Origin of the sequence: Sphingomonas bisphenolicum, from assembly GCF_024349785.1 — a bacterium.
GTDB lineage: Bacteria > Pseudomonadota > Alphaproteobacteria > Sphingomonadales > Sphingomonadaceae > Sphingobium > Sphingobium bisphenolicum.
On the sequence record NZ_AP018817.1, the window covers coordinates 3,291,815 to 3,313,519 of the forward strand.

General features: G+C 64.2%; 18 protein-coding genes and 1 pseudogene. 4 read left to right on the forward strand and 15 right to left on the reverse strand.

The genetic code is table 11. The features are described 5' to 3' along the window. Positions 1-2: 2 nt before the first annotated feature. From xrtA to SBA_RS16405, 12 genes and pseudogenes are all read right to left on the reverse strand, one after another. Entirely contained in the window at positions 3-1,517 is a 1,515-nt protein-coding gene (xrtA, locus tag SBA_RS16350; RefSeq protein WP_390902458.1) for an exosortase A, read from the reverse strand. A 17-nt stretch (positions 1,518-1,534) separates the two neighbouring features. Then, entirely contained in the window at positions 1,535-2,761 is a 1,227-nt protein-coding gene (locus SBA_RS16355; protein WP_261935187.1) for a TIGR03087 family PEP-CTERM/XrtA system glycosyltransferase, read from the reverse strand. Continuing rightward, complete coding sequence (locus tag SBA_RS16360) at positions 2,758-3,831, reverse strand: FemAB family XrtA/PEP-CTERM system-associated protein (protein WP_261935188.1); 1,074 nt, start codon at positions 3,829-3,831, stop codon at positions 2,758-2,760. Before SBA_RS16360 ends, SBA_RS16355 begins: the two co-directional genes overlap by 4 nt. Before the next feature lie 65 nt (positions 3,832-3,896). Next, positions 3,897-4,967, reverse strand: a complete 1,071-nt coding sequence (locus tag SBA_RS16365; protein ID WP_261935189.1) for a FemAB family XrtA/PEP-CTERM system-associated protein — start codon at positions 4,965-4,967, stop codon at positions 3,897-3,899. Continuing rightward, complete coding sequence (locus SBA_RS16370) at positions 4,964-5,809, reverse strand: XrtA system polysaccharide deacetylase (RefSeq protein ID WP_224550283.1); 846 nt, start codon at positions 5,807-5,809, stop codon at positions 4,964-4,966. The genes SBA_RS16365 and SBA_RS16370 overlap by 4 nt, the downstream gene beginning before the upstream one ends. 853 nt (positions 5,810-6,662) lie before the next feature. After that, positions 6,663-7,580, reverse strand: a pseudogene (locus tag SBA_RS16375) (XrtA/PEP-CTERM system-associated ATPase); the annotation flags it as partial. Positions 7,581-7,603: 23 nt separating this feature from the next. Beyond that, a complete protein-coding gene (locus tag SBA_RS16380) occupies positions 7,604-9,151 on the reverse strand; it encodes a hypothetical protein (protein WP_224550332.1) in 1,548 nt (515 codons plus the stop codon). A gap of 53 nt (positions 9,152-9,204) precedes the next feature. Continuing rightward, a complete protein-coding gene (locus SBA_RS16385) occupies positions 9,205-10,137 on the reverse strand; it encodes an AAA family ATPase (protein ID WP_261935190.1) in 933 nt (310 codons plus the stop codon). A 14-nt stretch (positions 10,138-10,151) separates the two neighbouring features. Further along, a complete protein-coding gene (locus tag SBA_RS16390) occupies positions 10,152-11,675 on the reverse strand; it encodes an XrtA system polysaccharide chain length determinant (RefSeq protein WP_261935191.1) in 1,524 nt (507 codons plus the stop codon). A 2-nt stretch (positions 11,676-11,677) separates the two neighbouring features. Further along, positions 11,678-12,322, reverse strand: a complete 645-nt coding sequence (locus SBA_RS16395) for an XrtA/PEP-CTERM system exopolysaccharide export protein (RefSeq protein WP_224550280.1) — start codon at positions 12,320-12,322, stop codon at positions 11,678-11,680. A 132-nt stretch (positions 12,323-12,454) separates the two neighbouring features. Further along, positions 12,455-13,687, reverse strand: a complete 1,233-nt coding sequence (locus SBA_RS16400; RefSeq protein WP_261935192.1) for a pyridoxal-dependent decarboxylase, exosortase A system-associated — start codon at positions 13,685-13,687, stop codon at positions 12,455-12,457. After that, complete coding sequence (locus tag SBA_RS16405; protein ID WP_261935193.1) at positions 13,684-15,195, reverse strand: acyl-CoA ligase (AMP-forming), exosortase A system-associated; 1,512 nt, start codon at positions 15,193-15,195, stop codon at positions 13,684-13,686. Before SBA_RS16405 ends, SBA_RS16400 begins: the two co-directional genes overlap by 4 nt. 86 nt (positions 15,196-15,281) lie before the next feature. Between SBA_RS16405 and SBA_RS16410 the strand changes: the two genes are divergently transcribed. Next, on the forward strand, positions 15,282-16,286 hold the full coding sequence (locus tag SBA_RS16410; RefSeq protein WP_261935194.1) for a GNAT family N-acetyltransferase: 1,005 nt from the start codon (positions 15,282-15,284) through the stop codon (positions 16,284-16,286). A gap of 27 nt (positions 16,287-16,313) precedes the next feature. Continuing rightward, on the forward strand, positions 16,314-16,601 hold the full coding sequence (locus tag SBA_RS16415; protein WP_224550276.1) for a phosphopantetheine-binding protein: 288 nt from the start codon (positions 16,314-16,316) through the stop codon (positions 16,599-16,601). Positions 16,602-16,625: 24 nt separating this feature from the next. On the opposite strand, the gene trxB is transcribed toward SBA_RS16415, so the two are convergent. Continuing rightward, positions 16,626-17,588 (reverse strand): thioredoxin-disulfide reductase, encoded by a 963-nt coding sequence (gene trxB, locus SBA_RS16420; RefSeq protein ID WP_261935195.1) that lies wholly within the window; start codon positions 17,586-17,588, stop codon positions 16,626-16,628. A 589-nt stretch (positions 17,589-18,177) separates the two neighbouring features. Here trxB and SBA_RS16425 point away from each other — a divergent pair. Both SBA_RS16425 and SBA_RS16430 read left to right on the forward strand, forming a co-directional pair. Continuing rightward, positions 18,178-19,032, forward strand: a complete 855-nt coding sequence (locus SBA_RS16425) for a hypothetical protein (protein ID WP_261935196.1) — start codon at positions 18,178-18,180, stop codon at positions 19,030-19,032. Beyond that, positions 19,032-19,649 (forward strand): alpha-ketoglutarate-dependent dioxygenase AlkB family protein, encoded by a 618-nt coding sequence (locus SBA_RS16430; protein ID WP_261935197.1) that lies wholly within the window; start codon positions 19,032-19,034, stop codon positions 19,647-19,649. The genes SBA_RS16425 and SBA_RS16430 overlap by 1 nt, the downstream gene beginning before the upstream one ends. 348 nt (positions 19,650-19,997) lie before the next feature. Here SBA_RS16430 and SBA_RS16435 read toward each other — a convergent pair whose 3' ends face one another. Then, the gene (locus SBA_RS16435) at positions 19,998-20,735 is read right to left on the reverse strand and encodes a peptidase (RefSeq protein WP_224550260.1); all 738 of its coding nucleotides are present in this window, start codon (positions 20,733-20,735) and stop codon (positions 19,998-20,000) included. Positions 20,736-20,814: 79 nt separating this feature from the next. Beyond that, positions 20,815-21,687, reverse strand: coding sequence for a transglutaminase family protein (locus tag SBA_RS16440; RefSeq protein ID WP_224550259.1), 873 nt, complete (start codon positions 21,685-21,687; stop codon positions 20,815-20,817). Positions 21,688-21,705: the final 18 nt, after the last annotated feature.

The window sequence follows — 21,705 nt, forward strand, 5'->3', positions numbered from 1 at the left end:
CCCTAGCGGATGCCGACGCTGTGGTCAGCCAAAAGCTGCACATCGCCAAGATTGGAAAGGAAAGCCGCGATGGCCGCATCGGACGAACGCCCTTCGGCCTCTTCCGCCGACACCAGGATGGCGACGGCGCGCTGGTCCTGCCCGAGCAACCGGGCCTTCATCGTCGCCAGCTTGACCGCGGGCCGGCTGCCGGACAGGGCGCCGTCGCCTACCCGATACACGCTCACGACATGCCGCACCACCGGGCCGGGCGCGGTAATCTGTTCGCCCCGGCCATACGCAGGTGCGCGGGCCGGCGACGACCAGACCCATTCGCTGTCCGGATCGGCCGCCCCCTGGCCGAAGCCCACCAGTTCGCGGCCCTCATCCTGGCGCGCATAGGCGGCGATGGCGAGGTCGACGACTTGTCCCCGCCCATTGCTGTAGCGTCCAATGACGAAATGATCCGCGCCGTCGAACCGTGGCTTCCACGGATAGGCCTGGTGGATGTCGGTCCGGCTCCACCCCGGCACCATGGGCAGAGTCAGCACCGGCGGCAGCGGATCGGCGGCGGCGGCGGTGGCGGCGAGCCAGAGCGGCGCCGCCACGATCATCGTCAGCGCGCCGCCGGCGATTGCTCCGGTACGCGACGGCCTGCGCACTGCGCCTTGCAACGTGCGCGGATCGAACCAGGGATCGCCCGGCTTGCGATCGAAAAAGGGCCACGCCGCCGCCATGACGATCGTCATGACGATCGCAAAGAAGACCCAGCCATAAACGACATGGTCGAAACCCACCGCGGCATCGACGGTGGTAAGATGCGCGACCAGGATGGTGGCGAAAGCTCTGACGCCATTGGCCAGCACCGACAGGCTGAGCGCGCCGGCGAGAAACACCGCGCGACGCGACCAGCTCTTGAAACAGACATTGCAGACCAATACGCCATAGGCGGTCATGGCGATCAGGAATTTCGCGCCCGAACAGGCCTCCGCCACTTCGAAATAGCCGGTCGGCGTGGTGATGAATATCCCCTCCATATGCGCCGGCACGCCCGACAGGTCGAGCAACAGCATGGCGAGGCGCGCCGTCACCAGTTGCAGCGGCGGCACGATCTCCTCGCCGAAGGGCACCATGAAAAAGGCGTAGAAGAGCGGGAAGAGCAGCGCGCGCGCCACCGCCGGGCCGAGCAGCGCGATGGTCGCGCCCTGCAACATCATAATCAGCGCGCCATGCCGCACCATCGCCACGCCCGCCGCCGCGCCCAGCAACCAGGCCAATACACCCGCGCCCAGCCAGACAAGCCCCGGCGCCCAGGCGACGGGCTCCAGTTGCCGCAATCCGGCCAGGCGCTGCTGCACCAGCCAGGCGATGAGGAAGGGAATGAACAGGCAGTGGCCGAAGGTGGAGGCGTTCCACCAGATCGACACCATGCTGCGGACGTCGGCAAAGAACAGCGCGAGAATCGCAAAAGCGACCACGCCCAGCGCGATCAGATGACCGCGCCAGCCGGTCAGGTCGCTCAGCGGCATCCGGTCCATGGGGATCGCCCGTTCGTTCACGCCGCGCACGCGCCTTTAGCGGGCGCGCGAAGTAGCAGATCGGGCAGCGCCGCCAATGTCGTGGACCAGCGATAGCGTTCTTGCGTCCGCGCCCGCGCGGCGAGGCCCAGCCGCTGCGCGCGGGCCGGATCGGCCAGCAGCGCGACGATCTTCGCCGCTTCTTCGGCGGGACTGGCGGCGACCAGAAAATGGAACTCGTCGCTGGCATCGATGCCTTCGGCGGCCTGCGGCGAAGCGACGACCGGCCGCGCCATCGCCATCGCCTCCAGCACCTTGTTCTGGATGCCACGCGCGATGCGCAGCGGCGCGACCACGACATCGGCCGCCGCCAGCCAGCCACGCACATCGGGCACGCCGCCGGTCACGATCACGCCGGGGAGTTGCGCCAGCGCCTCCACCGCTTTGACGGGATTGCGGCCGACGATGGCGAAGCGCGCGCCGGGATGGACGGTGCGAATGGCGGGCAGGCTCTGGCGCGCAAAGCTCTCCACAGCCTCGACATTGGGGCGATAATCCATCTGCCCGGTGAAGACGAGCAGTGGCCCCGCCTCCCGATCGACCGCAGGAAAATCCGCCGCCGGATCGAAATAGTCGAGCGCCACGCCATTTTCGAGTCCGACTACGCGGTCGGCACCCAGGCCGCAGGCGTCGCGGAACAGCGCCGCTTCCGCCTCGCTCACGAAGCTGCTGATGTCCGCCCGCGCCGCGGTCTGCCGCTCGAAGTTCAGCAGCACGCGCCCCTCGCGCCGGTTGATCCAGCCCATCGGCCCCGATCCTTCCGCGCCATAGGTCGCATATTTAGCGGAATCGAAATCGACGAAATCCATCAGGAAACGCACGTCCGCAGGCAGCACGGGCACGAAATGCGCCATCTGCGCCGAATAGGCGACGACGGCGCGGATCGGTCGCTCCGCCAGCGTCTGCGCCACCCAGCGATGCAGGCCGGGATGGTCGAACAGCGACACCAGCAGCGACTGGCGCTTCGCCAGCCCCGTCAGCCCCGCGACCAGCTTCGACCGGTCGCGCGTCAGCACGCACTGGCTGGCTGCGACCTGGCCCATCTCGCTCGCAAAGCCCATGTCGCGGTCATCGTCGGCGAAGCAGCCGACATGGACGGGCGCAATCTCCGCCAACCGCTGGAGAAGGTGATAGGACCGTATCTTGTCACCCCGGTCCGGCGGAAAGGGAATGCGATGGCAGAGGAAAAGGATGTCGCCGATCATCCCAGCCCTCGCGCGATATGCGGCCCGATCAGGTTGGCGATCGATTCGGGCAACTTCTTCCACAATTCGACCTTCCGCCGATATTGCGGCGAAAGCGGATTGACGTCGCGCGTCTCCTTGCCCGGCGCGGTGCGCAGATGATAGCCGAGCGGTTCGCCCTCGAACCCCCATGTCTTCTTCCAGGCGGCAGGCCCGGTGCCGACCTTCGACCGGCCGAAATCGAAGATGGCGCAGCCCCGCTCGCGCGCCGCCCGCATCAGGCTGAAATAGAGAAATTCGTTCGATCGCATCGTCCGTGCACCTTCGCCGGCGCCATGCCAATAAGGCATGCAGGCGCTGCGATGATAGAAGCTGATGACCGCCGACAGCGGCACGCCGTCCTTCGACACCAAAGCGATGTCGGCATCGTCGCCGAACCGGTCCATGATCTGCTCGAACAGCGCGCGCGGGAAGACCGGCGTTCCCAGATTATGGACGCTATGGGCATAAAGCCGGTAGTGGATGTCGCGCAACCGCTTGTCGCGCCCGGTCTCGAAATGCAGGTCGTTCGCTATTCCCTTGCGGATTTCTGCCCGGTGGCGCTTGGGCACGGCCTTCAGTTCCGCCTCGTCATCGGCCGCCAGCGCCCGCGAGAAACCCAGATAGGCGTCCGCCTTCTCCTGCCACACCGGACCGCCAGGCGCTTCCCCGCCGCGCAATTCCAGCGTGTCGCAGCCCAGCCGTTCCGCCAGCGTCCAAGCGGCGTCGGCCAGCGCCGCCCCGGCCTTGCGATGACTGGTCAACAGGCCCCCATCGACGGCAAAACCGCTGCCCACCAGCGCGCGCCCAAACAGCGCCGATCGGATATAGGTCAGCGGCAACAGGCCGACGATCTCGCCGCCGATCAGGCGCGCGACCAGCATCCTGGCCTTCTGTCCGGTGCCCGCTTCCACGCCCATGATCCATCCCGGCCGGTGAAAGGGCGTGGAGTCGGGGTGCGCGCATACCCATGCGTCCAGTTCCGCGACGGTCGTGGCGTCGGACAAGCGCGCTTCATCGACGATGACGCCCAGACCGGTGATAGCATTCATGGAAGTCATTCCCTTGTCACCCCCGCCCGAACCTAACGGTCAGGGTTGAATATTTGATGTGCGATTCAACCGAGACCGCGCGAAATCAGCGGCCCCAAAATGTTGGCGACGGGCAGCGGCAATCGCTTCCAATATTCGATGCGCCGCTGATATTTGGCGCTGTTCGGATTGACGTCGCGCCTGGTCCCGTCGACGGACCAGCTATGATAGACGCGCGGCGCCGGATCGAAACCGAAGCTCTTCTTCCACGCCGCCTGGCCGCTGCCGGCCTTGGAACGGCCGAAATCGAACTGGGTCATGCCACGGTCGCGACCATGGCTCATCAGCCGATAGTACATGAGTTCGTTGGAGCGTAGTCGCCGCGCATCGGCCACGCCGCCGCCCCAATAGGGCATCACCCTCCCCTGGTGATAAAGGGTCAATACCGCCGACACCGGCCGATCGCCGTCGCGCACGACCAGCAGGTCGGCATCCTTGCCAAACTGCTGCAACACCGACTGAAACAGCTTTGCGGGGAAAACCGGCGTGCCGAGATTGCGGACGCTGGCCGCGTACACGCGATAATGGTCGCGCCGCAGTCGCTCGCTGCGCCCTGCCTCCACGCTGAGCGCAGGATTAGCGAGCGCCTTGCGCAATTCGGCGCGATGCTTGCGGGGCACGGCGAGCAGTTCCGCGTCGTCGTCTGCGGCCAAGGGGCGGACGAAACCGACATACTCGCCTTCGCACCGCTGCCACTCGTCGCCCGGCGCAACCCCGCCACGCAATTCCAGCGGCGGCCCGCCCCGCGTGCGCGCCAACCCCTGGGCTGCCGCGGCGAGCGGCGCCACCGCCCGATCATCCGTGACCAGAAGACCACCATCGACCGCAAAGGCGCAGGACACGAGCGCGTCGCCGAACAGCCGGCTCTTCACATGATGGAGCGGCAATATCCCGCGAATCTGGCCGGACGGCGCCACCGCGGCGAGCAATAACGCGCGATGCCCCGTCGCCTGCGTGATCGCGCGCAGCCAGGCGGCTCGATGAAAGGGCGTGCCGGCATCATGGGCCATGACGAAATCGTCGGCGGCCTGCGTCTGACCCGGATCATCGACGTCCAGCATCGTGACGCCGAAATCGGCGGCATTGCAGACCATCATGAGGCGCGCGCCGCTTCCGCATCCGCCAGCGCATCGACGCGAGTCCAGGCGAAATCGCGGGTCAGGCGGCGTAGCTTGGCCGCCATCACCGACAGGTTGCTGTAATGGCGCAGGCGCGACCGCAGCGGCGCATCCGCGACCCGTGGCTGGTCCGGGTCGATTTCCCACGGATGGAAATAAATGATCGCTGGACGGCCGGCCTGTTCGTTGACCTGCCGGATCGCCCAACGCGAAAAGGCGTAGGGTAGCAGGCGGAAAAAGCCGCCCCCGCCGGCCGCCAGCGTGCGCTTGCCCCATTTCGCGGTGGTGACGGGCAGTTCGACCAGATCGGATCCCGCGACCGGCTTCCAGGCGAAACGCGGCGAATCCGGCCAGCCATAATGGTCATGCCGGATCGGCGCGACGCTGGAGGAATAGCGATAGCCTTCTTCGGCCAATATGGGGTGCGCCCAGGGCGTGCGCGGATCGATGGAGAAGCTGGGCGCACGATAGCCGGTGACCGCCTGCCCGCTCGCATCCTCCAGGATAGCGCGCGACTTGCGCAGGTCGGCGCGAAATTCTTCCGGGGTGAAGGTGAAGACGCGGGCATGGTCATAGCCATGGCTGGCGACTTCATGGCCGGCATCCGCAATCCGGCGCATCAACGCGGGATAGCGCTCGGCCACCCAGCCCAGGGTGAAGAAGGTCGCCTTGACGCCGGCCTGCGCGAACAGGTCCAGCACCGCGTCGCTATTGGTTTCGACCCGGTGGGTCAGGCTGTCCCAGTCGGCACGCCGCAGCGTGCGCTCGAACGCGCCGACCTGGAACCAGTCCTCGACATCGACAGACAGGGCGTTCTGCATGATCCTCCAACCTTGTCAGTCATATAAGGCGTCAGGCGGCGACGCCCGCCTGCATATCCGCCATCCGTTCCTCGCGCTCGACCCAGTCGACCAGCAGCGTCAGCACACGGCGCAAGGCCGTATCCTGTTCCTCGGCACGAAACTCCAGCGCCGACAGCCGTTCCTCGATCAAAGTGAAACAGCCCTTGAGCGCTTCGGGATCGATTTCCGGCTGTGCCGGCTGGCCGAAGGGCGCATGGGACTGCACCGCCCGCAGGGATGCGATCTCGGCCCGCAACGCTTCGATCTCGCCCAGCATGTCGGCGCGCAGCGCATCGACATCGACCGCATCGACCGCATCGACCGTAGCGAACGGCTCGGCCACCGCTTCCGCAAAAGGCTCGGCTTCCACAACGGGTTCGGCCTCGACCAACGTCTCGACGTCATCGAACGCCTCGTCGGAGACCGGCGGTTCAGCCTCTATGTCGCTCTCGGCTTCGCTCTGCGCGCGCGCGAAAGGCGCAGCAAAGTCGGCCGGCTCTTCCGGCTCGGCATCGGCCTCGACAGGGTCGATCGCCACTTCGGATTCGAACGCAGGCTCCACCGCCCGCGGCGGCGCAAAAGCGGCGAAGGCAGGGCGCGCGAAAGGCGCGACGACTGTGGGAGTCACAGGCTCGTCGGCCACATACGCCTCCTCCTGCTCAACCGACTCGGCAGCGTCGGCGACCGGTTCGATCTCCGTCGTTGTCCAGTCCGGCTGTGCCCAGGCGGCTTCCAGTTCGATCGCGTCATCCTCGACCGGCTCGTCGGCAGCGCGTTCATCGTCAGCGGCATAATAGCCGAACGGCGGCGTTACGGGCTGATCTTCGATCCGCTCCTCCTCGACGCCCTCGTCCGCGATCGCCACCGGTTCCGGCTCGAACGGCACCGGCTCTTCGGCGACATCCAGCACGGACGGCGCAACCGCTGCCGGCGCAACATCGCTGTCCAGACCCATGTCCGCCACGACGGCGTCCACAACCTCTTCGTCGATCACATGCAATTGCTCGATCGCGCCCAGCAGCAGCACCCGGCTGGCCAGCGCGTTCAGACGGCGTGGCACGCCGCCGGTCGCCGCATAAAGCGCGGCGAACGCGTCCTGCGTGAAGGCCGGGTTGCCATTCCAGCCCGCAATCGCCAGGCGATGGAGCATATAGGGTTCGACCTCGTTCGCCATCATCGGTTCCAGATGATGGGTCGCAATGACGCGCTGGCGCAACTGCTCCAGTTCGGGCGACTTGAGAAGGTCGCGAAATTCCGGCTGGCCCAGCAGGAATATCTGCAGCAGCGACTGACCACCCAACTGGAAATTGGACAGCATCCGCAATTCCTCGATCGCGGAAACAGGCAGGTTCTGCGCCTCGTCCACGATCAGCAGGCTGCGCCGCCCGGCCCGCGCCTGAGCATGAAGCATGGCTTCGACCTGTTGCAGAATCGCCGCCTTGGACAGGCCGTCGGTGGAAAGACCGAAACTCTGCGCGGCGAGGCGGAGCATGTCGTCGCCCTCTACCTGCGTCGACACGATCTTGACGGCGGTCAGCCGCGCCGGATCGATGGTCTGCATCAGGTGACCGACCAGCGTCGTCTTGCCCGCACCGATGTCGCCGGTGATGACAATGAAGCCTTCACCCTGCGCCAGGCCGTAGCCCAGATAGGATAATGCCTTGCGATGGGTCGCGCTCTCGAAATAATAATGCGGGTCCGGCGTCAGTTGGAACGGACGGCCCTGCAATCCGTAGAATTGATCGTACATCTCTTCGTCTCCAAGGCGACCGGTTAGAAGCTGTAGCGCAGGCCGACCTGCCCCATCGCGCTGATGATGGTGTCCAGATCATCCGCCTGCACCCCATCCAGGCCAAGCGAGGCAGACGCAGACAGACGGCGCGACAACCCCTTATAATAGCTGGCGAATGACCCATAGTTCAACACATCTGGCCGTCCACCGCTTGCATCGAAATAATTCACGTAGCCAACCAGGTCGATGCTGTCGCGATCGTTGAACATATAGCTTACCGACCCGTTGCCGTACCAGTTCTCGTCCCGCGATCCGCGGATCAATATGGTCTGGCCGCTGGGGGTGATGAACTTGCGCTGCGAATAGCCCGCGCCCACGCCCCAGCCCCACGGCCCGCGACGCAGCGAATATTGCGCCGACACGCCACGATAGCGGAAATTGGCGTCGGTGATGCCCGACAACGCATCGTTGAAGCACTGCCCCCCGCCGGTGGTGGAGAAGGCGCAGCCGGTGATGTCGCCGGTGAACGGGTTGCGCGCCACGTCGAAATTGCTGCCCGACAGGGCGGCCACGTCGGCGGTAATCATGCGGCCGAAACTGTCGATCCCGTCGAAGACGATGATGGCGACGCTGCTGTCGCGGCCCTGCCACAGGAAGCTGCCCTGATAGGTCATCCCGCCATAGCGTTCGCCGACCCGCGCCTGTAACGTCGTGCGACGGCTGGGCCGCCACAAAACACCCGCGTCCCAGATGATGTCGTCGAAATCATAGACCAGCGCGCGCGGCGAGCTTTTGTCGGTAACATAGCGGCCGTTGCGGATCAGCGGCAGGCCGTCCGCACCCAGTTCCGGCGAACGCTGGCTGATCTGGATCTTTTCATAGCCGACGCCGCCGACGGCGGCGAGCGTTGGCGTGATGGGTACGGTCGCATCGACCCGGCCCCACAGATCCTCGAACCGCTGGTCGAGCTGGCTGGCATCTTCGCGGTCATAGCCGCCGCTGGCCGTCAGGCCGATGCCCGGCAACACCGTGTCGGGCGAAAAGCCGACCGATCCGCTCAAACTGTGCGTCCAGCTATCGGCGAAGGAGCCGCCCCCCTGTCCCTGAACGCTGTTCTGGCTCACACTGTCATCGACCCGCGCATAGCCGAGGCGATAGGAGGCGTTGACGTTGAAGTCGCCAAGCTGCGTTGTATAGGATGGGCCGACATAGCCGGACCAGACCTGGCTGGTATAGGTGTCGCGCTGGGTGGACGCGCCCGACAGGCCGTCGGTACGCACCCGCGTGGCAAGGCCGCCGCTCTGGATGGACAGGCCGCGGGCGACATTGACGTTGGCATGGCCAAAGCCGCTCAGCACATCCTGATCGACCGCTTGGCTGCTCCAGCCGAAGCTGTGATTATATTGCAGGTCGACGGCCGCCTCGACCCGCTTGTTCTGCACTTCGGCGGTCAGGCCCGCGGTAACATTGGTGTAGGTCAGCACGTCGCCGCCGCCCTTGAGCGGCCCCATCACGACCTGGTCCACCCCGATATAGGGGACCACATCGACGCGCTTCTCGTCGGACGACGATTGCGCATGGACGGGCATTGCAGCGGCCAGCGCGACGCAGGATGCGCCTGCGATCCAGAGCCGAACGGTCTTCACTGGGCTTCCCCCTTGGCGTAATAGCTGCCGAAACGGCGGCCGCCGCTGTTGAAGCGGACGGCATTGAGCAAAAGCTGCACCTGCGCGCCGCCCCTCAACAGGCCCGCGGCGTCGCGCAGCGCGCTGTCGGGCGTCTTGTCGGCGCGCACGACCAGCAGCGCGATGGCGGCGTGGCTGGCGAGCACGGCGGCGGGCGATGCCGCCAGCAACGGCGGCGAATCAAAGATCACGATGCGGTCGGGCCGGCCATCGGTCAGCCGCTTGAGCAGTTGTTCGGTCCGGGCCGAGGCGAGATATTCGGTGTCGTTGTTGCTGCGCTGCCCGGCGGGCAGCACGGCGAGCGAGGGAATGTCGGTGCGGATCACGCAGTCTTCGATCGCAACCATGGGGTCAGCGAGCGCGTCCATCAGGCCGGGGCCGGCCTCCAGCCCCAGTTGCGCGGGAATGCCGGGTTTGCCGAAATCGGCGTCTACCAGCAGGATCTCGCGATCCTTCTCCGCCGCCAGGCTGAGCGCCAGGTTGATCGCACAGAAGGTCTTGCCATCGCCGCTATGGGCGGAGCAAACGAGGATCCGATTGCCCCGCGGATTATTCTGTAGCTGCGACAGCAGGTCGCGCTTGAGCAGGCGAAATTCCTCGCTCATCGTCGTAACCGCGCTGTCGGGACGCAGGAAGCCGTCCTCGACCAGCTTGATCCGGTCGATCGCCTGCACCGGCCCGGTCCAGGCCGGCGCGCGAAAGGTCGGCGCGGCAGGCGTATCGGCCACGAGGGCCGCAGGCGCCGGCGGCGCAACGGGCGCGGGCGGCAGGTCGGCGGGCACATCGACGGCAGGCGCGCCGCGGCCACGCAATGCGGCGTTGAAATCGTAGATTTCGGTCGCCCGCTCGATCAGCGATCCCCGGCCCTTGATGGAGCTGTGCTGGTTCATCTTCCCTGGCTCCTTCACGCCATACCGCGCTGGACGAATTCGACGACGATCAGCAGCAGGCAGACGGCCGCCAGCCCCCCGCTCGCTCCGGCGAACCATTTCATACGTTGCTTTTCGACTGCCACCTGCGCCGCGCTGACCGTCTGGCTGATCGATCCGGCGACCGGCAGGCCAAGCGCCTTTTCCAGCCGCGCGGCGGTCGGGAAGGTGCCCTTGAGCTGGCCGAGCGCGAAGGCGACGCCGACGCCCGCACCGATGCCCAGGATCAGCACGCCCAGCAGCAGCAGCGGCCGGTTGGGGGCCGACGGCGCCGTCGGGGTGCTGGGCGGCTGGATGACGCGGAACTGGACGGAGCCGGTCTCGGTCTTGACGTCGCCACGCAGGCGGATTTCCTCCCGGTCGGCGGCCAGCTTGTCATATTGCGCCTTGAGCGCGGCATAGTCGCTTTCGATCTTTTCCTGCTCGGATGCGACGCCCGGTTCATTCACCTGTTTGGACATCATGGTGTTGAGGTCGCCCTGCAACTGCGCCTTGCGCGTGCTGAGCGCCTGCACCGTGGCGGCCCGTTCCGCCTGCATCGACTTGATCGACAGATAAGCGGGATTGGGCGTGCTGCCGGCGCCACCCGCGCTGCCGCCGCCACCGCTCTTGCGCAGGGCATCGACTTCGCGCTGGGCCGCAATCACGTCGGGGTGGTTGGCGGTCCACCCACGCGCGCGCATCGACGCCAGATTGGATTGCGCCTGCGCCAGCGGCGATACCCCGCCCGATGCGCCGACGCCCGGCAGAGTCGCCGGCGTGCCCGCGAGTTGGCCGTTCATCGCGCTCAGGGCACTCTGCGCCTGAACGAGTTGCGAATCGATATTGCTGATCTCCGCGCGGGCCGCATCCATACGCTGGCTGATCGAGCCGGCGCCCGGCAACAGGCCGATATAGCGCTGCGCGAATTCGACGCGGCGCTGGTCTGCTGCCTCCAACTGCTTGCCGCGCGCGGCGATCTGCTGGTCGAGGAAGGCCAGGCTCTGCTTGGTCTGGTTGCGATCGCCCGACAGATTCTCTTCCTGGAAGATATCGATCAGCTTCTGCACGACCTGTTGCGCGATGCGCGCATTGGCGCCATCCGACAGGCCCGAATCGGCAGAGATCGCACTGATGTCGATCATGCTGGGATCGGCCTGCGCCATCACCGTGATGTTCTCGCGCAACGTCGTGATCTTGGCGGCAATGTCGCGCGGGCCGGACACGGACTGGGACAGGTCGGTATCGCGTACCACCTTTTCCAGATTCTCAGCGCTCGCCAGCGTGCTGCGCACCCGGTCGAGATCCTGCTGTGACTGGACCTGGGTTATCCCCACCTTGTCCTCCAGCAGCGACTGGGTGTTCACATAGACCCGCGCCTTGGACTGATAGCTGTTGGGGATGAGCGCCACGCCCAGCCAGCCCAGCATGCACAAGCCCCAGGCGACGCCGAGCGCCACCCAGCGGCGGCTCCATATGCCGTGGAGCAGGACCAACAGTTCGTCGTAGAGACCGGCCATGATCAGAACATGCTTTCAGGAATGATGATGACGTCGCCGGGCGACAGCAGCACATTGGCGCGCGTATCCCCCTTCTTCAAAAGGTCGCCCAGGCGGACCTGATATTCCTTCTGCTTGCCCGTATTCTTGTCGAAGCGAACAAGCCGCGCGCGGTTGCCCGCCGCATATTCGGACAGGCCGCCGACGGCGATCATCGCGTCCAGCAGGGTCATGTTCGCACGATAGGGAATCGACGCGGGCTTTTCCGTCGCGCCCACGATCCGTACCTGCTGGCTGAACGTGCCGCTGAAATTGTTGACGATCACCGACACCAGCGGATTTTCGATATATTGGGTCAACGCCAGCTTGATGTCGTCCGACAGCATCTTGGGCGTCTTGCCCACAGCGGGCATGTCCGTGATCAGCGGCGTAGTGATGCGGCCATCGGGGCGCACCTGAACCTTCGCGCCCAGTTCGGGATTGCGCCACACGAAGATGGTGAGGTCGTCGAGCGGACCGATGATATATTCCTCACCCGGCCCTTCCTGCGTCGACACGAAAGAAGCGGGCGGCAATTGCGGTCCGGACGGCGCAGAGGCGCAGCCCGACAAGGCGACGGCGGGTAGCGATACGCCGATCAAAAGCCTGGAAACCGACACAAAACGCATAATCTCACCTCTTTGTGCGGCCATGCACCGGCGGCCGCCAAAGAGGGCAAGGCAACCAGGCAGCACATGGCTTCGAACTTCTTCTTGCCGGGAAAGGGTAAAGATACCGTTAGGAGTTAAGTCCTGAGCAAATCAGCCAAGTAAAAGTTCGCGAGGACTTGGGTGACCAAGAAATGCCGCAGGACTTGCCGACGCGCCATAGGCCCCGGCCAGGAAGATGGCGATCAGGTCACCCTCCCTGACCGGCGGCAGCGCCACTTTGTCGCCCAGACGATCGATCGGCGTGCACAGGCACCCCACCACCGTCACCGGCTGGCCCGTCGAGGCCGCACCGAAGCGGTTGGCGACCGCGATCGGGTAGTTGCGCCGTACGACCGTGCCGAAATTACCGCTGGCGGCCAGTTGGTGATGCAGACCCCCATCGACCACGACGAAGGTTTCGCCCTGGCTGACCTTCACATCGATGACACGGGTCAGATAGACCCCCGCCTCCCCCACCAGCCAGCGCCCCAGTTCGATCGCGAAGGCGCTGCCCTGCAAAATGCCCGGCAAACTGTCCAATGCGCTGTCCAGCGCCACGCCGATCGGGCGGATATCCAGCCGTTCGTCGCCGGGGAAATAGGCCAGGCCAAAGCCCCCGCCCAGATTGACCAGCGGCGGCGACGCGCCGACATCGTCCGACAGCCGCGCCGCCAGCGCAATCGTCGCCGCCTGCGTCTCGATGATCGCCAATGGATCGAGATTCTGGCTGCCGGCGAAAATATGCCAGCCCCGCCAGTCCGCCCCCGCATCGATCATCGCCCGCGCCAGCGCCGCCGCGCGATCGGCATCGACGCCGAACGGCTTGGCCCCGCCGCCCATGCGCATCCCCGATCCCTTGAGGTCGAAGTCCGGGTTGACCCGCACCGCCAGGCGCGGGGTCTTGCCGAGCTTTTCGGCAACAGCCAGCGCGCGGCGCCCTTCTCCCTCCGACTCCAAATTGATGGTCACGCCCGCGAAGATCGCGGCTTCCAATTCGTCGTTGCGCTTGCCCGGTCCTGCAAAACTGATCCGATCCGGCGCCATTCCGGCTGTAAGCGCCATTTCCAGTTCGCCCCCCGAGGCAATATCGAATCCATCCACCTGGCTCCCCATCCGGGCCAGCAGCAGCGCATAGGGGTTGGCCTTGATCGCATAATGGAGATGCAACGCATCGGGCATGGCGGCGCGAAACCTTCGCACCTGCGCTTCGACGACCTTCATATCATAGGCGAAAAGCGGCGTGTCTCCCGCCTCGTCCACCAGGCTGGCTGCGCCGCAGCCGCCGACGATCAACATGCCTTCTTCCTGCGCGAACCAGGCGGGAATCGGCCCCATCAGCTTCATGCGCCATGCTCCTTGGCCAGCGCGACCCGATCGATCTTGCCATTGGGATTGCGGGGGAAATCTGGAAGCACGACGATATCCTTGGGCTGCATGAAATTGGGCAGTTCGGTCTTGAGACGGGCGGCAACCGCCGAGGCGACGAAAATGTCGTCGGCGCGGATCAGCAGCCGCACCGCCTGCCCCAGCCGGTCATCCCGTACCCCCAAAGCCACGGCTTCGGAGACGCCAGGCACGGCGACCGCGGCCTCCTCTATCTCGGTCGGGCTGATCCGGTTGCCCGCCGACTTGATCATCGCATCGTCGCGGCCGACGAAATAGAGCAGGCCCTGGGCATCCCGGCGCACCGTGTCGCCCGACCAGACCGCCATGCCGCCATAGGCCGATATCGCGGGCGCGGGCTTGAACCGCTCGGCCGTCCGCGCCGGGTCGCGCCAATAGCCCTGCGCCACCAGCGGCCCGCAATGGACCAGTTCGCCCGGCTCCTCATCGTCGGTGATGCTGCCGTCCGGGCGAACTACCAGAATCTCCGCAAAGGGGATCGCCCGGCCCATCGAATCGGGATGGCTGCCCACCAGCGCCGGCGGCAGATAGGTGGACCTAAACGCCTCGGTCAGCCCGTACATCGGATAGAGGTCGGCCTGTGGGAACAGCGCGCGCAGCCTGGCGACCAGCGGCCGGGTCAGCGCCCCGCCACTGTTGGTCAGCCGCTTGAGCTTCGCGGCAATCTCCACCGGCCAGTCCAGCTCGGTCAGTTGCACCCAGAGCGGCGGCACCCCGGCCAGCGTCGTGATGTCCCGCCGATCCACCAGCTTCATCACATCGCGCGGCGTGAGATAATCGAGCGGATAGACGCAGCCCCCGGCGTACCAGGTGGAAAGTAGCTGATTTTGTCCATAATCGAAGCTGAAAGGTAGGACGCAGGCGGTGCGATCCGCCTCCGTCAGTTGGAGATAGGCCGCCACCGCCACCGCGCCAAGCCACAGGTTGGCGTGGCTGAGCATCACTCCCTTGGGCCGTCCGGTCGAACCGCTGGTGTAGAGGATCGCCGCCAGATCGTCAGGCGCGGCTGAACAAGGCCCGATCGCCTGGCCGCCGCTCATCGCGCAGGCGGCGTCATCCTCGCGATGCAGTTGGCAATCGGCCGGCACGTCGCCAGGCGACAGGCTTTCGAGTCGCGCCGCCGTCCCGATCAGCAGCATCGCGCCGCTGTCGGCCAGGATATGGGCGACCTGCGCATGTTTGAGCAATGGATTGACCGGCACATGGACCAAACCCGCACGCGGCGCCGCCAACGGCATCAGCGCGGCGACCGGCCCTTTGGCGATCCAGCTTGCGACTCGCGCGCCCTTCTTCAGCCCGAATCCCGCCAGCCAGCCCGCCAGCCGTCCCAGCGTCTCTTCCAGTTCGGCATAGCTGTAGCTGCCGGATCGACCATCCAGCGCCGTCCGCAAGGCGTCGCCGCGCAGCAGCAGATGGTCGATCGGCCGCAACTGCGCGCCGTCGATCATGGGGAAATCCGTGGACACAGGCGGGCTTAACTCCATTTCCAGACTTTTCTCCTATGCCGCCCTATAGTTGGGGCGGAGATAGTCGGTTGGTGGCGCCAAGGGAATATCAGATGCTCGCACAGGCGCGGCAGGCTTTGGCCGGCCGGCTCGATCGCGCGCATGGATTGGCCCTGTTCGACCGGATCGACTGGTTTGCGGCTCTGCATGATCGCTGCTTCCCTGACCAGCCCGTCTCTATCGTGCAGGCGCAGGAGGGCGATGCGCAAGCCTGGCTGTTCCTGCTCGCCCCCGCCCCCCGTCGCGTCAGCGCGCTCGCCAACTGGTACAGCTTCGCCTGGGCGCCCGTCTTCATCGGCGCGCCCGATGCCGCGACCCGGCAGCGGTTGCTGGAAAGCTTGGCCCGGCACCTGATGACGCGCTACGCGCAGATCGATCTCTATCCGCTGGAGGATGCCGCCCCCTTGCTCGCCGCGCTGCGCCGCGCCGGCTGGTTCGCCGTCCAGCGGGCGATGGGCGGGCGCTATCTTTTGGAGTTGGAGGGCTGCTGCTTCGCCGACTATTGGGCGGCGCGGCCGGGCCGGCTGCGCAATCTCGTCAAGCGCAAGGGACGTGGCGACCCCTTCGCCCTGTCGATCGCCACGCGGCTGACCGACGACCTGTGGCGGGACTATATCGACGTGCATGAACGTAGCTGGAAGGAGGCTGAACCCGGCCTCGATTTCCTGCACGACCTGGCCGAGCGGGAAAGCGCGGCGGGGACGTTGCGGCTGGGTTTCGCGCGGTTGGACGGGCGCGCGGTGGCGACCCAATTGTGGACCGTGGAGCGGGACGTCGCCCTGATCCACAAGCTGAGCCATGACAGCGCCTTCGACCATGCTTCCCCCGGCACATTGTTGAGCCATGCGATGTTCAAGCAGGCGATCGACGGGGATCGGGTGCGCATGATCGACTATGGCACCGGCGACAACGGCTACAAGGCCGACTGGATGGACCGGCGCATCCCGCTCCACCGCATCGACGCTTTCAACCCGCGTTTCCCCTCCAGTTGGCTCCCGGCGGCGCGCACCGCCATTTCAGCGCTTGTAGGTTAAGCCGCGTCCCTCTATTTAGCGCGCATCATGCGGGCGCAAAATTCTCAGCCGGTCGACCGGACTCTCGATGTGGACAGCCTGATGCGGGCGCTGTTGCGCGACGTACTCAGCCTGCCGCAAACCCAGGTCGATAGCTTCGACGCGGACACCCCCCTGTTCGGCGCGCTGCCGGAACTGGATTCGATGGCGGTCGCGGGCCTGCTGACCGAGATCGAGGACCGCTTCGACATCCTGATCGAGGATGACGATATCGACGGCGACACGTTCGAGACATTCGGGTCGCTCGTCGCCTTCGCGCAGGCGAAGCTGGCCTGAACCCAGCCCGCCCGCGGCGGAGGCTTATGCCTCCACCAGTTCCTCGAAATCCTGTTCCGCCAGGAATTTCTCGACGTCGAGCGCGGCCATGCAGCCCATGCCCGCCGCGGTCACGGCCTGGCGATAGATTTTATCGGTGACGTCGCCCGCGGCGAACACGCCCGGAATCGCCGTGCGGGTCGTGCCCTTTTCCACCAGCAGATAGCCCTCGTCGGTCGGCAGCTTGCCGGTGAACAGCTCGGTCGCGGGATGATGGCCGATCGCGACGAAGCCGCCGTCGGTCGGCTCATGCGACTTTTCGCCCGTCACCGTATCGATCAGGTCGACCCCGACCAGACCTTCGGGCGTGCCGCCGCCGACGAATCGGTCGACCGCCTTGTTCCACAGCACCTTGATGTTCGGATGGGCGTGCAGCCGCTGTTGCAGGATCTTTTCCGCGCGCAGCGAATCGCGGCGGTGGATCAGGGTGACGTCATGGCTGTGGTTGGTGAGGTAGAGCGCTTCCTCGACCGCGGTGTTGCCGCCGCCGATCACCACCACCTTCTTGCCGCGATAGAAGAAGCCGTCGCAGGTGGCGCAGGCCGACACGCCCTTGCCCTGCAGATGCTCCTCGCCCTCCACGCCCAGCCATTTGGCCTGCGCGCCGGTGCAGATGACCAGCGTGTCGGCGACATAGAGGGTGCCGCCATCGCCGCGCAGGCGGAAGGGACGTTCGGACAGATCGACGTCGACGATCTGGTCATACATCATCTGCGCGCCGACATGCTCGGCCTGCGCCTGCATCTGCTCCATCAGCCACGGCCCCTGGATCACGTCCTTGAAACCGGGATAATTTTCGACATCGGTAGTGATGGTGAGCTGGCCGCCCGGCTGCATTCCCTGCACCACGATCGGCGCCAGACCCGCGCGCGCACCGTAAATGGCGGCGGACAGGCCGGCCGGGCCGGAACCGAGAATGAGCATACGGGTGGAATGGGTGGCGGTCATATCAGGCTTTCAACTGTGATTCGTGTCGGCCAGAGAGATAGGCACCCCCACGCCCCGCGCCAAGCGAAGGATTTGCATGGGGGCGGCGAAGCGGCACTTTGGGGGTGCGCGAGGTGGCGCGCGAAGTTCACAGTGTAACGCACGAAATGGGCCGGAAGCGCTCGCGATGCTTCCCAAAGGCGCTCGCGACGCGTCACTTCCTATCGGGTGATGCGGGCGTGCTTGGGGCGCGGGGATGCGGGGCGTGGTGCGGTGAGAGATGGATGAAGGCTGATCCATACCGAGGGTAGATCAGACGAAATCCTATTTGGGAAGGATGTTGGAGGGGCTGGGATTGGCCGATTTCGGAATGTCCGGTTCAGAGCCGGACAGTAAAGATAGCAGACCTTACTTAGTCACGTTGTAATTTTTTTCCTACCATAGCCATAAACCGTCGCGAAAATAGCGGCGCAAAGCATATCACGAGTGCTAGATGATCGTGTAAACGGCTTGCCCGGCGAAGAATCGGAAATAATCCCGCTTCCGCAATTGCATGATCTACCTCCACGGATCATCATGCTGTGAGCGCGCAGGCGTGAAAGGAGAGAAAATGACGCTTTTTGAACTGGTAAAGCTGGCGCTCGATGAACTGTATGCCGAAGGGTCGGCAATCTATGGCTCGGCTCTTGATGCAGAAATCAAAAAGCGCATGGCCTACCTTTCAATGTGTTATGGCTCGCTCAACAATATGAGTAGGACACCGATAGACTATAAAGATCCGGCAACTCGGTTCGCTTATGTGTACAAATATACGGCCTCTCACGGAGATTACGTCGTTCAGGCCCTTCAATCCGTACCGGTTGCAGTCTTTCCTTCCTCAAACACCAGGCTGTCTTGCATCGGAGGCGGTCCAGGAAGCGATATAGTCGGTGTCATCAAATTCATAGCCGATAGTGGTATCAAGCTTGACAGACTGACTTGCTATCTTGTTGACGGCGAGCAGGCGTGGGCAGACACTTGGACTGAGATTGGTGACGCGCTCAGCGCATCAGTGCCGGTCAATGTGAATTTTCAGCCATTGGATGTGACGCAGCCTTCCACATGGTCGAGCCAAAAAAAGTTTTTGAGCGCCGACCTATTTACGCTGAGTTACTTTGTTTCAGAGGTAATGGCTTTCGACCAAACGGGTGTCGTGACGCAGTTTTGGAAAATGCTCTTTGATGAAGCGAAGTCGGGCGCGAAATTTGTGTACGTCGATAACGGGCATAGCGATTTCAACGAGTATTTTGATTATCAGTGGAGCAAGGCTCGCTCCGACGTCAAATGCCTATACTCTTTTGACAACAATCGGATGCTTCCACGCTTCTCAGAGCAGACAGACAGCGTAGCGATCTACAAGGCAAAGTTTGGCCAATCTCCAAAGGTGCAATCCTATCTCTCGATAAGGATTCTGGAAAAGAGCTAATGACCGATCTCTTCTCCTTTCAATCAGGGCCGGAACAAATTCGATTGCCGGGAGCCGATGTGATGTATTGGCCAAATCTGGGCCTTGCTTCAGACCCAGAACACTACTTGCACCGGCTCTTAAGTGAGACGCCTTGGCGACAAGAAAGCGTTCGGGTTTGGGGAAAAGTACATCAGCAGCCCCGATTGATAGCTTGGTATGGTGATCCTCAAAGTAACTACAGTTACTCCGGAATTAAACTTAGCCCTCTTTCATGGAGTGAATTGATTTTAGAAATACGATCTGTTGTCGAGGATATGGCCGGGGAGGTATTTAATAGCGTCCTTCTTAATTACTACAGAGACGGAAACGACAGCATGGGGTTCCACAGTGACGATGAGAAGGAATTAGGGGCGCGTCCGACCATCGCCTCTGTAAGTCTTGGTGCAGAACGAGCGCTGGCATTCAAGAGCAAGGTTGATGAATCCGCCAAAATAGCCAAGGTTCCTCTTGCATCAGGCAGCTTACTTCTAATGAAAGGTGAAACTCAGCGCCTATACAAACATGGGATCGCAAAGGAGCGAGGGAATATAGGACCAAGGGTCAATCTCACGTTTCGGCGCATAGGCCTCTCCTGACCTTGCTGTTAGCCAAATCAGGTGGGTTCCACGCTGTACGGGTATACGTTCGATCCTACCAGTTCTGGACATTCCAGGGGCAACTGTGATGTTCAGCCGAGTGCGGTGGGTTATCGACTTTGGATCATGGCCATTGGGCGACTGTCCGGTTCGGATCGCGCTTGCGGAGATAGCTGACACTCACGCGGCATAGACAGCCGACCTGAGTCGGATGTCAATTTTTGCGGCGCCGCTGAGTAAGAGGCAGCCTTATCCCGAGATACGGTCGTGATCTGGATGTCTGCATTTCGGCGCAGTGATACCAATGTTAAACGGCTTGGTTTGACGCAACTCCGCCCTTAGCCCCGCTCAATCCAGTACGTTGGGCAAATCCTCAAAGCCCTTGCGCAATGCCGCGCCCCAGCCTTGGGAGATCGTCAGGAACTCCTCATTGTCCGCCTCGATCCGGGTGCGGACGCGGAAGTCGAAGGCGTCGGTCGCGATCACCGTCAGGTCGAGCGGCATGCCGACCGACAGGTTGGAGCGCAGGGTTGAATCCATCGACACCAGCACCGCCTTGGTCGCATCCTCCAGGCTGGTTTCGCGGCTGATGATCCGGTCGAGGATCGGCTTGCCATATTTATGCTCGCCGATCTGGAAGAAGGGCGTGTCCTCCGTCGCCTCGATGAAGTTGCCGGCGGAATAGATGAGGTAGAGGCGCGGCTTGCCGCCCTTGCGCTGGCCCGCAATCATGATCGATGCGCCGGAACCCGATCCGCCCATCTCGATATTCTCGCGATAGCGCTGCTGCATCTTCTGCATCGCGTCGCCCACGATCTGCGCCGCGCGGTGCATGGTATCGCAATTCAGGATGGTTTCGACATCGGGATCGAGCGTCGATTCCTTGATCGCCTTGCTCAGCGTCGCCTTCACCCCCTGGGTGATCGACAGATTGCCCGAGCACATCAGCGTGATCGCGCGCTCGCCCGGCACATGATAGGTGAAGCTTTTCCGGAAGCGCGCGATATTGTCCATGCCCGCATTGGTGCGGGTGTCGGACAGCATGACCAGTCCCTGATCGACGCGCACGGCCACACAATAAGTCACGGCCCGCTGGCCCCCTATATTCTGTCTGTCGCGATTCGCCCTATCATCGGATGCACCATATGACCTGCGATCGCGTATATTAACCCGTCTGTTCGGGCGGCGGGACGCTTTGTTGTTGCTGCCGTTGCAGCTGTCGTTCCTCGACGCCTTCTTCCGCCTGCGCGATACGGACGTCCGCGTCAATCCAGATATCGCCCGCGACGGTCACCGAACCCCGGATCGGCGCGGCGTCATCGGCGTCCAGACCGCTGGCGAGGCGGAGATAGCGTTCGGTGACGCATACCCGGTTAGACGGATCGAATCCGATCCAGCCAAGGCCCGGCACATGGGCTTCGGCCCAGCCATGGGTTTCGTGCAGCGCGCTGCCGTCGCCGGCCAGCAGATAGCCCGATACATAGCGGGCGGGTCGCCCGATCACGCGGGCGGCGGCGATGAATATCTGGGCATGGTCCTGGCAGACGCCCGCACCCAGCGCGAAGGCCTGGGCCGCGCTGGTCGCCGAGCTGGTGACGCCGGCGCGATACTGTACGGCGTCGCTGACCGCGGCCGAAAGCGCATGGAGCTGCGCCAGCGGGCCTTCCCCGGTCGGCGCCGCGCGCGCCATGGCGGCAATGCCGTCCGACGCGCGCGTCAGGGGCGTATCGCGCAGGAAATAGCGCGGGTCGACGCGACTGTCGAGATGACCGACCACGCCATGGCTTTCGCGCGTATCGACCAGCCCCTCCGCCACGATCACGGCATGATCGAGCCGGTCGTGGCGAATCCAGATCGTCTCCATCTCGCCATAGCTGTTGCGGCGAAAGCCGGTAAGCGGCTCGTCATTGACGCTGACCTGCCAGTCCAGCACGCTCTGCGCCGGCGTATCGACCGGCATCAGCTTCAGCCGCATCGCCACCCGCCCCGCGGTGGCCGCGTAGCGATAGACGGTCTGGTGGCGAACCAGCAATTTCATGACGTCCCCCTTACCCGG

Excerpts from the sequence above, each read along its gene's own strand:
- SBA_RS16400 (WP_261935192.1), bottom strand. The coding sequence starts at position 13,687 with ATGAAGCTGATGGGGCCGATTCCCGCCTGGTTCGCGCAGGAAGAAGGC.
- SBA_RS16425 (WP_261935196.1), top strand. The coding sequence starts at position 18,178 with ATGACGCTTTTTGAACTGGTAAAGCTGGCGCTCGATGAACTGTATGCC.
- SBA_RS16385 (WP_261935190.1), bottom strand. The coding sequence starts at position 10,137 with ATGAACCAGCACAGCTCCATCAAGGGCCGGGGATCGCTGATCGAGCGG.
- SBA_RS16365 (WP_261935189.1), bottom strand. The coding sequence starts at position 4,967 with ATGATGGTCTGCAATGCCGCCGATTTCGGCGTCACGATGCTGGACGTC.
- SBA_RS16360 (WP_261935188.1), bottom strand. The coding sequence starts at position 3,831 with ATGAATGCTATCACCGGTCTGGGCGTCATCGTCGATGAAGCGCGCTTG.
- xrtA (WP_390902458.1), bottom strand. The coding sequence starts at position 1,517 with ATGGACCGGATGCCGCTGAGCGACCTGACCGGCTGGCGCGGTCATCTG.
- SBA_RS16430 (WP_261935197.1), top strand. The coding sequence starts at position 19,032 with ATGACCGATCTCTTCTCCTTTCAATCAGGGCCGGAACAAATTCGATTG.
- SBA_RS16380 (WP_224550332.1), bottom strand. The coding sequence starts at position 9,151 with ATGCCCGTCCATGCGCAATCGTCGTCCGACGAGAAGCGCGTCGATGTG.
- SBA_RS16440 (WP_224550259.1), bottom strand. The coding sequence starts at position 21,687 with ATGAAATTGCTGGTTCGCCACCAGACCGTCTATCGCTACGCGGCCACC.
- SBA_RS16405 (WP_261935193.1), bottom strand. The coding sequence starts at position 15,195 with ATGATCGACGGCGCGCAGTTGCGGCCGATCGACCATCTGCTGCTGCGC.
- trxB (WP_261935195.1), bottom strand. The coding sequence starts at position 17,588 with ATGACCGCCACCCATTCCACCCGTATGCTCATTCTCGGTTCCGGCCCG.
- SBA_RS16395 (WP_224550280.1), bottom strand. The coding sequence starts at position 12,322 with ATGCGTTTTGTGTCGGTTTCCAGGCTTTTGATCGGCGTATCGCTACCC.
- SBA_RS16370 (WP_224550283.1), bottom strand. The coding sequence starts at position 5,809 with ATGCAGAACGCCCTGTCTGTCGATGTCGAGGACTGGTTCCAGGTCGGC.
- SBA_RS16355 (WP_261935187.1), bottom strand. The coding sequence starts at position 2,761 with ATGATCGGCGACATCCTTTTCCTCTGCCATCGCATTCCCTTTCCGCCG.
- SBA_RS16415 (WP_224550276.1), top strand. The coding sequence starts at position 16,314 with ATGCGGGCGCAAAATTCTCAGCCGGTCGACCGGACTCTCGATGTGGAC.
- SBA_RS16390 (WP_261935191.1), bottom strand. The coding sequence starts at position 11,675 with ATGGCCGGTCTCTACGACGAACTGTTGGTCCTGCTCCACGGCATATGG.